We start from the raw sequence: 14,283 nt of genomic DNA, 5'->3' as shown, positions 1-14,283 counted from the left end.
AAAATGTGGGAGCGGGCTTGCTCGCGAAAGCGGTGGATCAGTCAATACATCGGGTGACTGTCACACCGCATTCGCGAGCAAGCCCGCTCCCACATTTGGCCCGCGTTTCAGGCGCGAATCGAGTCGAGCATGCGCAACAACATGGCATCGCAAGCCTTCAGTTGCGCAACACTCACAAACTCATCCGGCTTATGCCCCTGGTCCATGCTCCCAGGCCCGCACACCACCGTCGGAATGCCCGCCGCATCAAACAACCCACCCTCGGTCCCGAACGCCACGGTGCCAAATTCCCGCGAGCCGCAAAACGCCGCAATCAGCTCCGCCGCCTGGCTGCGCTGGTCGGTGGCCAGCCCCGGGTACGCCGACAACTCACTGAAGCGAATCGCACTCTGCCGGCTCATCGCCTGCATCCGCGGCAGCACCTGCTGCATCGCATAGGCTTGCAGCTCCTCGGCCACTTCACCCGGGTCCATCGAGGGCAGGGCGCGCACTTCAAAGTCAAAACGGCAATCGGCAGGTACGATATTCAACGCCTTGCCCCCGGAGATCACCCCGGTTTGCACGGTGCTGAACGGCGGGTCAAAGCGCTCGTCCTGATGCACCTTGAGCCGCTGGCCGATTCGCCCCAGCTCACCAATCAACTCGGCCGCATACTCGATCGCATTCACGCCCTGGGGCGCATACGCCGAATGGCAGGCCTCGCCATGCACTTCACAGCGCATGGCGAGCTTGCCTTTATGGCCCAGCACCGGCTTCAACTCGGTGGGCTCGCCGATAATGCACAGCAGCGGTTTCACCGGCCATTGTTCCAGCACCTTGAGCAACGAACGCACCCCAAGGCAGCCGACTTCCTCGTCGTAGGACAGGGCGATGTGCACCGGCATGCGCAAGTCTGCGCTTGCCAAGGCCGGCACCAGCGCCAGTACACAGGCGATGTAGCCCTTCATGTCCGCCGTGCCCCGGCCAAACAGCTTGCCGTCGCGTTCGGTCAACTCAAACGGCGGCAACGTCCACGGCTGGCCATCCACCGGCACCACATCGGTGTGCCCCGACAGCACAATCCCGGGCACATTCGCCGGGCCGAGGGTGGCGAACAGATTGGCCTTGCTGCGCTCATCGTTGTAGATCAACTCGCAAGGCACGCCGAACCCTGCCAGGTAATCGCGCACGAACTCGATCAGCTTCAGGTTGGATTCGCGGCTGGTGGTATCAAACCCCACCAGCGCCTGCAGCAGTTCCCGGCTGGTGCTCATCGGTCGTCTCCGGCCACGCCGTAGCCAGGGGAGCGGTCCGGGGCGAGGGCGCGGTCGATGTAGTCCTGCATCTGTGGACGGTAGGCGTCCCAGAGCTTTTGCAGCTCGGCGATCGGCTGCTCGTCGGCCCAATCCACCCGCAGGTTGATGATCGGCCAGGTCAGCTCGCCCACCACCACCAGCGCGGCGGAATGCACCGGCCCGGCTTCGCCCCCGGCGGCAATGGCCGCATGCATCGCGGCCAGCAGGCGGTCTGCCAGTTGGCCTTCGCCTTGCTCGAAGGCCTTGACCATCGCCTCGATCACCGCGCGGTCGGCGAGCATATTGCCGGCGGCCACGCACTGTTCGCCCGACACCGCATTGTGGGTGCCAAGGGTTTCGTTGCCGCTGAAATGCACCGTGCGCCCGAGGTGATCAATCGCCGTCAGTTGCCGGTATTGGCTATAGCCGTTGCGGGTCAGGGCCTTGTCTACGGCATCGGCAGGGGCAAGGCCTTGCTCCAATAGATCGAGTACGTCCGGGCCGAGGGCGGGCAGGGTGATGTTCTGGGTCGAGACCGCACCCACGCCGGGCCGCAGCCATGGGCAGCGGGCGCCCACGGCGATGCTCGATGAGCTGATGGCAATGCCCATCTGGCCGGTTTCCGCGCAGCGGGCGACGATTGAAAAGGTCATGTCGTGCCTCCTTGGGTTACTCGGGAATGACTGCAATCACGTCGATTTCCATCAGCCACTGTGGCTGGCCCAGGGCCGAAACCACCAACCCGGTGGAGATCGGGAACACGCCCTTGAGCCACTTGCCGACTTCCTGGTACACCGGCTCGCGGTAGCGCGGGTCGATCAGGTAGGTGGTGGTCTTGACGATGTGGCTCAGGTCGCTGCCGGCCTCTTCCAGCAGTTGCTTGACGTTTTTCATTGCCTGTTCGGCTTGCGCGCGCGGGTCGCCAAGGCCGATCAGGTTGCCGTCGAAATCGGTGCCCACCTGGCCCCGTACATACACCGTGTTGCCGGCGCGTACGGCCTGGCACAGGTCATTGTCCAGGCTCTGGTTAGGGTAGGTTTCCTTGGTGTTGAACATGCGGATGCGAGTGTGAGTAGGCATCAAAAAAACTCCAGAAAAAAGTGATCAGGCGCTGACAGGTGAGGTGTGAACAACCGATGTGGGTTCGCGGTACTCAAGGTATTGGCGCTGGATGGCGATATGGTCAGCCACGTACTTGGCGTCATGCCACACCCCCCAGATAAACGACGAGCCCCGGCGCGACTGCCATGGCAAACCGAGGAAGTAGATGCCCGACTCGCTGGCCACGCCGCGCTGGTGCTGCGGCTTGCCGGCGGCGTCAAATGCATCGACCTTCAGCCAGCTGTAATCCACGGCAAAGCCGGTGGCCCAGATGATTGAAGTGATACCGGCCTTGGCCAGGTCCAGTTCCAGGATCGGGTGCTTGATGCACTCGGCATCGGGAAACGCACGACGCGCTTCGGGCTCTGGCGGCAGGTCGAGGCCGTTGCGCTCGATATAGGCATCCGCCGCATCCAGCAGGGCCAGGTAGTTCTCATCGCCGCGGGCCAGGTTTTCCACCAGGTTGGGCTGGAAGCTCGCAACGCTGCCGTTGAAGGATTGGGTCAGGCCGACCAGGGTCATGCCTTGCTGGGCCAGTTCGCGGAAGTCGATGGTCTTGCCGCCGTGGGCGCCGCTCACCGCAATGGTCACGTGCTCGCGGCCGGGTTTCATCGCGGCCTGGTCCCACTCACCCAACACGCCCAGCCACCAGCAGAAATCGCGGTTGCGATAGGCCCGCGGTGGGCGGTCGTGAGCACCCACCGACAGGTACACCTGGCGCCCGGAGCGTTGCAGTTCGTCGGCGATCTGCACCCCGGAGGAACCCGCCCCCACCACCAGCACCGCGCCGGCCGGCAGTTGCGCGGGGTTGCGGTAGTCGGCGGAGTGGATCTGGTGCAGCGCGCTGTCTTGAGGGGCAATCGCCGGAATCACCGGCTTCTGGAACGGCCCGGTGGCCGCCACCACGCGGTTGGCTTCGATCACGCCTTCGCTGGTGTGGATGGTGAAGCCTGAGCGACCGACATTGCGCACCACCGAGGTCACGTCGACGCCGGTGCGAATCGGTGCATTGAACTTGCGTGCATAGGCTTCGAAGTAGTCCGCCACACGCTCTTTCGGCGCGAAGTCATCGGGGGCGACGTTATCGAAGGCCAGGCCCGGAAAACGGTCATGCCAGGCCGGGCCGTTGGCGACCAGCGAGTCCCAGCGGCCGGTGCGCCAGCGCTCGGCGATACGGCTGCGCTCCAGCACCAGGTGCGGCACGCCTTGCTTGCTCAGGTGCTCGCTCATGGCAACGCCAGCCTGACCGGCTCCCACCACCAGCGTGTCTGTTTTTGTTATTGCTTGAGTCATGTGTCTGTCCTTGCGTAATGCAGTTGGATTCAGCTTGGGCATGGCTTCAAGGCTAGGGGGAGGGCGGTTTTTAATAAAATATTATTAAGCTGGGAAGTGAGCATAAATATCGGATGCAGGCTCACCCTATCGGGTGATTTCGAGGATGGAGCGGGTGTGCAACCATCCTTGCAGTTCTTTCAGCGAGTGTTTGAAGTGGAAAACGACCGGCTTTCTTCTGCGCAATGGTTCGAACAGATGGCCCGGGTGACCGACAGCATCGGGCAGCCGGGGTTCGCCGCGACCTTGTTCGAGGCTCTCGGTTATCTCCAGCCGATCCAGGCCACCACGCTGTATTTCTACCCGCGCGGCGGCATGCCCAGCGCGTTGTTCGAGCTGGACGGGCCATGGTTGCCACAAGGCAATGTGCGCCAGTACCTGTCGGGGTTTTATCTGCTCGACCCGTTTTACGGGGCCTGTGTGGAGGGCGTCAGCTCCGGGTGTTACGAGCTGGCCGAGGTCGCCCCCGATCACTTCGAGCTCAGCGAATACTTCCAGTCGTTTTACCGCCACTCGCATCTGGAGGATGAGCTGAACTACATCCTGCAGTCGAGCAACGGCTCGAGCCTGGCGGTGTCGCTGGCCTTTACGCAAAAGCTCGACGCCACCATCACCGGCCAATTCAAACGCATCGCGCCGTGGGTGCTGGCGGTGCTGGGCAAGCATTTCGTTGGCCTGGATGCCCAGGGGGCGCGATTCGAAAACCTGCTGGAGCAGCGCATTCACTCGGCGCTGAACAACTTCGGCTCGTCGATATTGACCGAGCGGGAATGCCGGATCGCCCAACTGATCCTGCGCGGGCATTCCACCCGTTCGCTGGCCGAACGCCTCGACGTCTCGGAAGACACCATCAAGTCCCACCGCAAGCACATCTACACCAAGCTCGATATCGGCGCGCAATCGGAACTGTTTGCCCTGTTTATCGATTCGCTGGCCGAAGCCCAGGGAGTGCTGAGCAAAGACCCCCTTGAAAGCTACATGAGCAAGCACCGCTGAGCGGCGTTGCTCGCCCTTGCGTCACTACTAATAAGAGAGAAATACCATGAACGTACCCGCCCAACTGAACCGCCTGACCGAGGACTACCAGAAGTCGGATGCGGCCCACCACATCCATGCATTTGTCGATCAAAAAGCGCTGAATGCCGAAGGCCCGCGGGTGATGGTGCGCGGTGAGGGCCTTTACCTGTGGGACAGCGAAGGCAAGCGTTACCTGGACGGCATGTCGGGCCTGTGGTGCACCCAGCTGGGTTACGGTCGCAGGGACTTGACCGCTGCCGCTGCCGCGCAGATGGACCAGTTGGCGTACTACAACATGTTCTTCCACACCACCCACCCGGCGGTGATCGAGCTGTCGGAGTTGCTCTTCAGCCTGTTGCCGGGCCACTACAGCCACGTGATCTACACCAACTCCGGCTCCGAGGCCAACGAAGTACTGATCCGTACCGTGCGCCGTTACTGGCAAGTGGTCGGCCAGCCGCAGAAAAAAATCATGATCGGGCGCTGGAATGGTTATCACGGCTCCACGCTGGCGGCGTCTGCCCTGGGCGGCATGAAGTTCATGCACGAGATGGGCGGCCTGATTCCCGACGTGGCACACATTGACGAACCCTACTGGTACGCCCATGGCGGCGAGCTGACGCCTGCCGAGTTCGGCCGCCGCTGCGCCTTGCAGCTGGAAGAGAAAATCCTCGAGCTGGGCGCTGAAAACGTCGCCGGGTTTATCGCCGAGCCGTTCCAGGGCGCGGGCGGCATGATCTTCCCGCCGGAAAGCTACTGGCCCGAGATCCAGCGCATTTGCCGGCAATACGATGTGCTGCTGTGTGCCGATGAGGTGATTGGTGGCTTTGGCCGTACCGGCGAATGGTTCGCCCATCAACACTTCGGTTTCGAGCCCGACACCCTGTCCATCGCCAAGGGCTTGACCTCCGGTTACCTGCCGATGGGTGGCCTGGTGCTGAGCAAGCGCGTGGCCGATGCGCTGGTGGAGCGCGGCGGCGTGTTTGCCCACGGGCTGACCTATTCCGGGCACCCGGTGGCGGCGGCGGTGGCGCTGGCCAACCTCAAGGCGCTGCGGGACGAAGGCATCGTGCGCCAAGTGAAGGACGACACCGGGCCGTACCTGCAAAAAATCCTCCATGAAGTGTTCGGCAATCACCCGATGATCGGCGAGATCCAGGGCACGGGCCTGCTCGCGGCCTTGCAGTTCGCCGAAGACAAGAGCACCCGCAAGCGCTTCGAGAACGAAAATGACCTGGCCTGGCAGTGCCGCACGTTTGGTTTCGAAGAGGGCGTAATCATTCGCTCGACGCTGGGCCGCATGATCATGGCGCCGGCACTGGTGGCCACGCGCACTGAGCTGGACGAGCTGGTTGAAAAGACCCGCATCGCCGTGGATCGCACCGCACGGATCGCGGGAAAACGCTGAAGTGACCAGCGCGCCACCCCAGGCGAGGGGTGGTGCGCAACCTCCATCAGGCAACGCTGAACGGCATCGATGCCATCGAATGCCGCGACGCCATGCATCCCCATTTCCAGGAGTCACCCATGAATACAATAACAAACGTGACCGATACACCCGCTCATCAATCCTCACCCAAAGCCGCCTCGTCCCGCCGCTTCCGTCAGCCGCTGGGTCTTATCGGGCTGGTGTTGTTCGGCCTGGCGTACATGGTACCGCTGGCGGTGTTTACCACCTACGGGCTGGTGACCCAAATGACCAAGGGCCACTTGCCGACCGCCTACATGCTGACTCTCGCCGCCATGCTGCTGACGGCCTACAGCTATGGGCGCATGGTCCAGGCGCATCCCTATTCGGGCTCGGTCTACTCCTACACCCGCAAGGCGTTTGGCGCCTACTTCGGCTTCATCGCCGGGTGGACCCTGTTGCTGGACTACATCTTCCTGCCGTTGCTCAGCTATTTGCTGATCGGCATCTACATGTCCGAGTATTTTCCCGGGGTGCCGACCGCCGTGTGGGTGCTCGGCTCGATTGCCCTGGTGACCACGCTGAACCTGGTGGGCATCGAGTCCATCACCCGGGTCAACTGGATACTCATCGTCGCTCAGTTGGTGTTCATCGTGGTGTTCGTGGCGTTGTCGGTGCACACCCTGAGCGAGCAGTCCGCACCCGTGTCGCTGCTGGCGCCATTCCACCATGAAGGCTTCAGCGCGCCGCTGATCATGGCGGGCGCCGCGGTGCTGTGCCTGTCGTTTCTTGGCTTCGATGCGGTGTCGACCATGGCCGAGGAAACCCCCAACCCACGCCGCACCATCCCGTTGGCGATCATGGTGGTGTCGCTGTTCGGCGGCCTGCTGTTCCTGCTGGTTTCGTATTTCGCGCAAATGGTGTTCCCGCAATGGAACAGCTTCGTCGACCCGGATGCCGCCTCGGTGGATGTGATGCGCCGGGTGGGCGGCGAACTGCTGGTGACCGCCTTTACCGCAACCTATGTCGCCGGTTGCTTCGCCTCGGCGATGGTCTCCCAGGCCAGCGTGTCGCGGGTGCTGTTCGCCATGGGCCGTGACGGCGCGCTGCCCCGCGTGCTCGGCAAGCTGGTGACGAAAAAGCGCGTGCCCGCCACGGCCATCGTGCTGGTCAGCCTGTTCTCGCTGATTGCCTTGTTCATCACGTTGGATACCGTCGCCAACATGATCAGCTTCGGTGCGCTGTTTGCGTTCTCGGCGGTAAACCTGGCGGTGATCAAGCACTACCTGGTCGACCAGAAGTTGCGCGGTACCAGGAACTACTTGCTGTACGCCGTTGTGCCGGCGCTTGGGTTCCTCAGCACGATCTGGCTATGGAGCAGCCTTTCCAGCCTGTCGTTCACCATCGGCCTGTGCTGGATGGGGCTTGGGCTCCTGTGCCTGCTGGGCATCACGCGGGGGCTGCGCGTGAAGATGCCGGAACTGCAGATCGCCGAGTGAACCCCTCGTCTATCCATCGCCATTCATTGGGAGTACAACGTGTTCGACCTTAACTACTGGCAACAGCGTGTTGCCCGCCAGACGTTCATCAACACCGCCCTGATCGGTGGCCGCTCAGTGAATGCGGCATCCGGGGCGACCTTCGATGCCATTAACCCTGCGACCCAGCAGTTGCTGTCGCGGGTTGCAGCCTGCGGTGACGCAGAAGTCGACCTGGCCGTGCGCAGCGCACGCCAGGCCTTCGAGACCGGCCCCTGGCGACGGATGCCGCCGGTGGAGCGCAAGAAAATTTTGATCAGGCTCTCCGAATTACTGATGACCCACCGCGAGGAACTGGCGCTGCTCGATTCGCTGAACATGGGCAAGCCGGTGATGGACGCCTACAACGTTGACGTGCCCGGCGCCGCCAATGTGTTTGCCTGGTACGGCGAAGCCCTCGACAAACTCTACGATCAAGTCGCGCCCACCGCTCACAACGCGTTGGCAACCATCACGCGTGAAGCACTGGGGGTGATCGCGGCGGTGGTACCGTGGAACTTCCCGCTCGACATGGCCGCCTGGAAACTCGCGCCGGCGTTGGCGGCCGGTAACAGCGTGGTCTTGAAACCTGCCGAGCAGTCGCCGTTTTCTGCCCTGCGCCTGGCCCAGCTTGCCCTGGAAGCCGGTGTCCCGGAAGGTGTGTTGAATGTAGTGCCCGGCCTCGGCGACAGTGCCGGCAAGGCCCTGGGGCTGCACCCCGACGTGGATTGCCTGGTGTTCACCGGCTCCACTCAGGTGGGCAAATACTTCATGCAGTACTCCGCCCAGTCCAACCTGAAACAGGTGTGGCTGGAGTGTGGCGGCAAGAGCCCGAACCTGGTGTTCGAGGACTGCCAGGACCTGGACCTTGCGGCGCAGAAGGCCGCCTTCGGCATCTTTTTCAACCAGGGCGAAGTGTGTTCGGCCAACTCCCGTCTCTACGTGCAACGCTCCATCCATGACGAATTCGTCGAGCGCCTGATCGCCAAGTCGCGCGCCTGGATGCCGGGTGATCCGCTGGACCCCGGCAGTGCGGCCGGTGCCATCGTCGACAGTCAGCAAACCGCACGCATCATGCACGCCATCAGCCAGGCCCAGGGGGAGGGCGCCAGGCTGTTGTGCGGTGGCGAACAGTTGACCATCAATGGCTCCTCCAACTTCATCCAGCCAACCATTTTTGCCGACGTGACCCGCGACATGGCCCTGTCCCGTGATGAAGTGTTCGGCCCGGTGCTTGCGGTGAGCGCTTTCGACACGGAAGAGCAGGCGATACAGCAGGCCAACGACAGCCTCTACGGCCTGGCGGCCTCGGTATGGAGTGATGACCTCAACCGTGCGCACCGTGTGGCCCGGGCGCTGAATGCCGGGACGGTGTCGGTCAACACCATCGACGCCCTGGATGTGGCGGTGCCGTTCGGTGGTGGCAAGCAATCCGGGTTCGGGCGTGATTTGTCGCTGCACGCTTTTGACAAGTACACGCAGCTGAAAACCACCTGGTTTCAGCTGCGTTGACTCAAGCGGTTATCCGGTCGTGTATTTATGCGTGCGCGACCGGCACAACTACAGGCAAAATCAGTGCGAACTCAGAGGGCTTTGAACACCATGGTCACTATTCGCGTAATGAGCACTGCCGACTACGACGCCGTGCTCGAACTGATGCAGAAAACGCCTGGCATCTCCCTGCGCGATGCCGACTCCCGCGAGGCCACTGAGCGTTACCTGGAGCGCAATCCAGGCATGAGTTTCGTCGCCGAGGTCGATGGGGGGCTGGTTGGGTGCGTGATGTGCGGGCACGATGGCCGGCGCGGGTATTTGCAGCACTTGCTGGTGCTGCCCGCGTATCGGCGCCAGGGTATTGCGAACGCGTTGGTTGAGCGCTGCCTCACCAGCCTGGCGCAATTGGGCATCCGCAAATGCCACCTGGATGTGTTCAAGACCAATGACAGTGCTGCCCGCTATTGGCAGGGCCAGGGCTGGCAGTTGAGGACCGATATTGATCGCTATTCGTTTACCCGGCCGGGTGACGAGAACGCCTGACGTCCATGGAGGGACAGATGCTCGAGATACGACGCGCCACGCTGGAAGATGCACAGGCAGCCTTCGACATTCGCCTGTTGGCCATACGCAGCCAATGCATCGGCGCCTATACGTCCGAGCAGATGATGTTGTGGACGCAAGGCGCAGCCAAGGACGGTTACGACACGCTGATGGACAAGCATTTTTACCTGGGCTGCGTGAACGCTGAACCTGTGGTCACCGGCATGCTGGATCTGGCGAACAACGAAATCGGTGCGCTGTTTGTGCTGCCCGGGTTTACCGGACGCGGGATTGGCAAGCAGATACTGGCGTATCTGGAAGCGTTGGCGCAGGAATTGGGAATCGAGGAAGTGATCCTGGACGCGACGTTGAACGCGGCGGATTTTTATCGACGGTGTGGGTATGTGGGGACCGAGCAGGCCATCTATCATTCGCCGTCGGGGTTGCAGCTGGCCTGTATTCCTATGCGCAAACACCTCTACAATGTTCGCTGACCCACCCAAAACCTTGTGGCGAGGGGGCTTGCTGTGGCGAGGGAGCTTGCTCCCGCTGGGTCGCGAAGCGACCCCAATAAAGCCAGCGCAATCTGACTGAAAGAACTCGCTGACCTTCTTGGGGCTGCTGCGCAGCCCAGCGGGAGCAAGCTCCCTCGCCACAGGTCATGTGTCGTCCTGGGTATTGAACTCCGTACGCAAACACCTGATCACCTCGCTCACCGAAGCTCCTTGAACCACCGGCGGCGTAGGGCTCTCACCAAACTCCCGCCAGATAAAAAGCGTCAGCTCCGCACCGTCGGTAGCCTTCTGCTGCGTCCCGAAATCCTGCAACACCCGATAGCGCTCATCCTGCCAGAACAGCGCTTCAACCCATCCATACACCGGTATGAAATGAAAGTGCAGCGGGAAGCCCGGCATATGCCCGAACCGGCTGATGTAAAGCCACTTGGGCTTCAACTGAGCCTCCATGACCCGCTGGGTTTTGGCCAGCAACCCACCCAGCTCCGCGAGCGCCGCATCGGGCATCTCGGCCAGTGAGTCAACCGGCGCCTTGGCACCCAGCATCAGGTAGCCCGGCAGTGCGGATGACAGGTGATGATTGAGCAGCCAGTGCTCGGTCTCATGCACAACAAAGGATGGATCGATCTTCATCGACGGGCTTCCATGCGAAGAGGCTTGGCAGAATACCAAGAGTCATCGCCCTGTATCCCGCAAATGCAGCGGATCTGTCTCTATCGCGGCATTCACCTTATAGATACGGTTCATCCATACCTATTCAATGCCGAGAAAACCATGGACCTGACCGCAATCCCCTTTGGCACCACCGACTGGTCGACCCTCGAGCCGGTGATGCATCCCGGCGAAACCGGCAGTGCGTATTGGCGCACCTGCCAGTTCGGTTCAACCCGCGTGCGCATGGTCGAATACAGCGCCGGTTACCTGGCTGATCACTGGTGTTGGCGCGGGCATATCCTGCTGTGCCTGGAAGGTGAGTTGCACACCGAGCTGGAGGATGGCCGGCAGTTCACGCTGACTGCCGGGATGAGTTATCAGGTGGGCAATGACATGGAGGGGCATCGGTCATCGACTACCGTCGGGGCGAAGTTGTTCGTGGTGGATTGAGGCGTCAAGCCAGTCGCACAATCAACTTGCCGAAGTTGCGCCCCTCCAGCAGCCCGATAAACGCCTCAGGCGCTTGCTCCAGGCCCTCGACAATGTCTTCGCGCCACTTCAGCTTGCCCTGATCAATCCACTGCGCGGCTTCCTGCAAGAAGTCGTCCTGCTGCTCGTCAACAAACTCGGTCTGGATAAAGCCGCGCACTGTGAGGCTCTTGGCGAGGATGTCGTGCATAGTCGCCGGCAGTCGGTCGACCTGTTGCCCAGGCACCGAGCGGTCGTTGTAATGGGCGATCAGCCCACATACGGGTATCCGCGCAAAGTCATTGAGCAGCGGCCTCACGGCATCCCAAACCGCCCCCGAGACATTTTCGAAGTAAACGTCAATTCCATTGGGGCAGGCTTCGGCCAACTGCTGGGCAAAATCCGCCGCGCGATGGTCGATGACGGCATCAAACCCGAGTTCATTTTTCACGAATGCGCATTTCTCCGGCCCACCCGCGATACCCACCGCGCGTGCGCCCTTGATACGGGCGATCTGGCCGACCACCGAGCCCACTGCGCCACTCGCCGCCGCCACTACCACGGTGTCACCGGGCTTGGGTTGGCCGATAGTGAGCAACCCCGAGTACGCGGTGAACCCCGGCATTCCAAGAACTCCCAGCGCTGTGCTGGGGTGGGCGATGCCCGGATCCAGAAGCCGCAGATCGAGGCCGTCCGAGAGCGCAAATCGCTGCCAGCCGGCATAGGCAAGCACGATGTCGCCCTCTTGCCACAACGGGTTTCGTGAATGTTTGATCCGCGCGACCGTGCCGCCCACCATCACCTCGCCGATGCCCACTGGCTCGGCATAGGATTTGGCCGCACTCATGCGCCAGCGCATGTAGGGGTCGAGGGACAGATAGAGGTTTTCCAGCAACACTTCGCCTTCGGCAGGCTCGGGAATCGCGCTGTACTCCACGCGAAAATCGCTGGGTTGCGGGCGCCCGTCGGGGCGGGCGGCCAGTACGATGCGTTGGTTCTGGAGCTGGGTCATGAGGCTCTTCCTGGTTGATAACGTTCCAGCAGGGTAGTCATGCTCAAGCTATCGAGGTAGGGTGATAGCTGTTGATTCAGAGTTAACCCAAACATGATATCTGACGCGTTTGAACCCTATCTGCTACGAACCTTTATCTCGGTATGCCAGCACGGCAGCCTGAGTGGCGCAGCCCAGCAGGCGGGCAGGGCGCAATCGGCCCTAAGCGCACAAATCCGCCGGCTTGAGGAGTTGCTAGGCCAGCGGCTGTTGCGCAGAACAGGTCGGGGCGTGGTGCCCACTACCGAAGGCGAACTGCTGCTCACCTACGCGACGCGCATTCTGGCCTTGGGCGAGACGGTAGCAGCGCGCCTGAAAGAGCGCACGGTGATGGGCAATGTGCGCGTCGGGCTCTCGGAAGACGTGGCGGTATCGGCGTTGCCGGCAGCGCTCGGCCGGCTACGGCGCGCCTGCCCGCATGTACACCTGGAGGTCGTTGTTGATCACGGCGACGCACTCGCCGAACGTTGGAATGACGGCGAGCTGGACGTGGCCATTGGCGTCAGCTCATCGTTCAACGCCGACCCTGTGCACGCCTGGAACGTCGAGCTGTACTGGGTGTGCGCGATTGATGAAGAAATCGATGCGGCGCTGCCGCTGGATGTCATCGTGTATGCCGAACCCTGTGCCTGGCGGCGCTTGATGTTTGATGCCTTGCTGAACGCCGGGCGGGATTTTCGGGTCACGGTGACCAGCCCGAACATTGGCGTAATCACCGCAGCGGTGGAGGGCGGATTGGGTGTGGCCTTGCTGCCGGCGGAGAATATTCGGCCGGAGACCATGCGCATCATTTCCTTAGCTGAAAGCGATGGGCCTATTTTGAGTGTCAACTACGGCCTGTACGCCGTTCCACGGCAAAGCGACAGCATCCGCGCGGCAGTGGAACTGCTCACCGAGAGTTTTCACGCGATGACTCAACCCTTGCGATAAACCCCCGCCAACTCCCGCGCCAGCCCAATGAAATTCTGCAACGGCGTCGACGGATTGAACGCGCGCCGCACCAGTGTGATCGGTGCCAGCAACCTTGGCCGTGCATCGCTGATCCGGCAGTACACCACGCTTTCGCGATGCACGTCGCGCATCGACGCCGGCACCACCGAGATGCCTTCACCGGCGGCCACCAGGCTGACGTTGGTCAGCATGCGCTCCACTTCAAAGGCAATCTTCGGCTCGAAGCCGGCGTTCTGGCAGGCCTTGATCAGGTTGGCGTACATCCCCGGCGCGCCGGGGCGGCGGACCAGGATGAAGCGTTCGTCCTTGAGGTCGGCCATGGTGATTTTTGGCTCGGCGCCCTTGAGCAGCGCATGCCCGACGGGCAGGGTCAGCAGCATTTCTTCGTTGAGCAATCGGTGGAACGTGAGGCTCTGGTGGTCGCCCACCGGTGCGCGGAGGATGCCGATGTCGATGCGTTTTTCGATGGTGTCTTCGGTGACTTCCCGGGCGCTACCTTCGTTGATCGAGAGCTCCACGCCCGGGTATTGCTCGCGGTAGGCGCGGATGATTCGCGGGATCAGCGGGTGGGCGGCGGCGGAACTGGTGAAGGCAATGACCAACGTGCCTTCGATACCCTGGGCAGCGCGAGCCGCCTTGAGGGAACCTTGCTCGACGCGGGCGAGGATCACTCGGGCTTCATCGAGAAACACCAGCCCGCCGGCAGTCAGGTCGACGCCCTTGGGGTGTCGCTTGAACAGGTCGAATCCCAGCTCTTGTTCGAGGGCACGTATCTGTTGGCTGAGGGGCGGCTGCTGCATGTTCAGGCGAGCGGCAGCGCGGGTGAAATGTCGCTCTTCGGCCACCATGATGAAATAACGTAAATGGCGAAGTTCCATGGTGGTATATCCCGTGACAAGACTTTATTATTTGTGGCCTGAATGCGCCTTGGCGACCAATATGCCGAAAGTGGCCTGAT

Annotated in this window: 15 protein-coding genes and 1 pseudogene; 9 read left to right on the top strand and 7 right to left on the bottom strand. The window is 62.0% G+C overall.

All coding sequences use genetic code 11. The features are described from left to right. Nucleotides 1–107 precede the first annotated feature (107 nt). From argE to HX839_RS18320, 4 genes are read right to left on the bottom strand one after another with little or no spacing between them, the layout of a single operon-like run. A complete protein-coding gene (gene argE / locus HX839_RS18335) occupies nt 108–1,253 on the bottom strand; it encodes an acetylornithine deacetylase (protein WP_177067493.1) in 1,146 nt (381 codons plus the stop codon). Continuing rightward, the gene (locus HX839_RS18330) at nt 1,250–1,927 is read right to left on the bottom strand and encodes a DUF1028 domain-containing protein (protein ID WP_177067492.1); all 678 of its coding nucleotides are present in this window, start codon (nt 1,925–1,927) and stop codon (nt 1,250–1,252) included. The genes argE and HX839_RS18330 overlap by 4 nt, the downstream gene beginning before the upstream one ends. A gap of 16 nt (nt 1,928–1,943) precedes the next feature. Then, nucleotides 1,944–2,354 carry a RidA family protein gene (locus HX839_RS18325; protein ID WP_003207327.1) on the bottom strand — a complete coding sequence of 137 codons (411 nt, stop codon included), beginning with the start codon at nt 2,352–2,354 and terminating at the stop codon, nt 1,944–1,946. A 24-nt stretch (nt 2,355–2,378) separates the two neighbouring features. After that, nucleotides 2,379–3,710 (bottom strand): flavin-containing monooxygenase, encoded by a 1,332-nt coding sequence (locus HX839_RS18320; protein WP_371315637.1) that lies wholly within the window; start codon nt 3,708–3,710, stop codon nt 2,379–2,381. Nucleotides 3,711–3,863: 153 nt separating this feature from the next. Between HX839_RS18320 and HX839_RS18315 the strand changes: the two genes are divergently transcribed. From HX839_RS18315 to HX839_RS18290, 6 genes are all read left to right on the top strand, one after another. Then, on the top strand, nt 3,864–4,703 hold the full coding sequence (locus HX839_RS18315) for a helix-turn-helix transcriptional regulator (protein ID WP_102606148.1): 840 nt from the start codon (nt 3,864–3,866) through the stop codon (nt 4,701–4,703). Nucleotides 4,704–4,749: 46 nt separating this feature from the next. Then, the gene (locus HX839_RS18310) at nt 4,750–6,132 is read left to right on the top strand and encodes an aspartate aminotransferase family protein (RefSeq protein WP_177067490.1); all 1,383 of its coding nucleotides are present in this window, start codon (nt 4,750–4,752) and stop codon (nt 6,130–6,132) included. Nucleotides 6,133–6,251: 119 nt separating this feature from the next. Next, a complete protein-coding gene (locus HX839_RS18305; RefSeq protein WP_023658770.1) occupies nt 6,252–7,631 on the top strand; it encodes an APC family permease in 1,380 nt (459 codons plus the stop codon). A 39-nt stretch (nt 7,632–7,670) separates the two neighbouring features. Further along, the gene (locus tag HX839_RS18300) at nt 7,671–9,161 is read left to right on the top strand and encodes an aldehyde dehydrogenase (RefSeq protein ID WP_177067489.1); all 1,491 of its coding nucleotides are present in this window, start codon (nt 7,671–7,673) and stop codon (nt 9,159–9,161) included. Between the two features lie 27 nt (nt 9,162–9,188). After that, nucleotides 9,189–9,686, top strand: coding sequence for a GNAT family N-acetyltransferase (locus HX839_RS18295; RefSeq protein ID WP_256344370.1), 498 nt, complete (start codon nt 9,189–9,191; stop codon nt 9,684–9,686). A 17-nt stretch (nt 9,687–9,703) separates the two neighbouring features. Further along, nucleotides 9,704–10,180, top strand: coding sequence for a GNAT family N-acetyltransferase (locus HX839_RS18290; RefSeq protein ID WP_177067488.1), 477 nt, complete (start codon nt 9,704–9,706; stop codon nt 10,178–10,180). A 165-nt stretch (nt 10,181–10,345) separates the two neighbouring features. Here HX839_RS18290 and HX839_RS18285 read toward each other — a convergent pair whose 3' ends face one another. Continuing rightward, nucleotides 10,346–10,834, bottom strand: a complete 489-nt coding sequence (locus HX839_RS18285; protein ID WP_102368849.1) for an HIT family protein — start codon at nt 10,832–10,834, stop codon at nt 10,346–10,348. A 141-nt stretch (nt 10,835–10,975) separates the two neighbouring features. Here HX839_RS18285 and HX839_RS18280 point away from each other — a divergent pair, with 141 nt between their 5' ends. Beyond that, nucleotides 10,976–11,305 (top strand): DHCW motif cupin fold protein, encoded by a 330-nt coding sequence (locus tag HX839_RS18280; protein ID WP_003207343.1) that lies wholly within the window; start codon nt 10,976–10,978, stop codon nt 11,303–11,305. 4 nt (nt 11,306–11,309) lie between these two features. Here HX839_RS18280 and HX839_RS18275 read toward each other — a convergent pair whose 3' ends face one another. Beyond that, the gene (locus HX839_RS18275) at nt 11,310–12,335 is read right to left on the bottom strand and encodes an NADP-dependent oxidoreductase (RefSeq protein WP_003207345.1); all 1,026 of its coding nucleotides are present in this window, start codon (nt 12,333–12,335) and stop codon (nt 11,310–11,312) included. A gap of 93 nt (nt 12,336–12,428) precedes the next feature. On the opposite strand from HX839_RS18275, the pseudogene HX839_RS31640 reads away from it, so the two are divergent. Both HX839_RS31640 and HX839_RS18270 read left to right on the top strand, forming a co-directional pair. Beyond that, a pseudogene (locus tag HX839_RS31640) lies at nt 12,429–12,569 on the top strand (LysR family transcriptional regulator); the annotation flags it as partial. A gap of 39 nt (nt 12,570–12,608) precedes the next feature. After that, a complete protein-coding gene (locus HX839_RS18270; protein ID WP_371315639.1) occupies nt 12,609–13,304 on the top strand; it encodes a substrate-binding domain-containing protein in 696 nt (231 codons plus the stop codon). On the opposite strand, the gene HX839_RS18265 is transcribed toward HX839_RS18270, so the two are convergent. Then, nucleotides 13,289–14,203: a LysR family transcriptional regulator gene (locus HX839_RS18265; protein WP_003207349.1), complete on the bottom strand. Its 915-nt coding sequence runs from the start codon at nt 14,201–14,203 to the stop codon at nt 13,289–13,291. The two genes, HX839_RS18270 and HX839_RS18265, sit on opposite strands and share 16 nt — an antisense overlap. Between the last annotated feature and the right edge of the window lie 80 nt (nt 14,204–14,283).

This window comes from Pseudomonas sp. I8001 (assembly GCF_013385345.1).
Lineage (GTDB): Bacteria > Pseudomonadota > Gammaproteobacteria > Pseudomonadales > Pseudomonadaceae > Aquipseudomonas.
The sequence above is the reverse complement of the archived record's forward strand: the minus strand, read 5'-3'. Positions and strand labels throughout refer to the sequence as shown.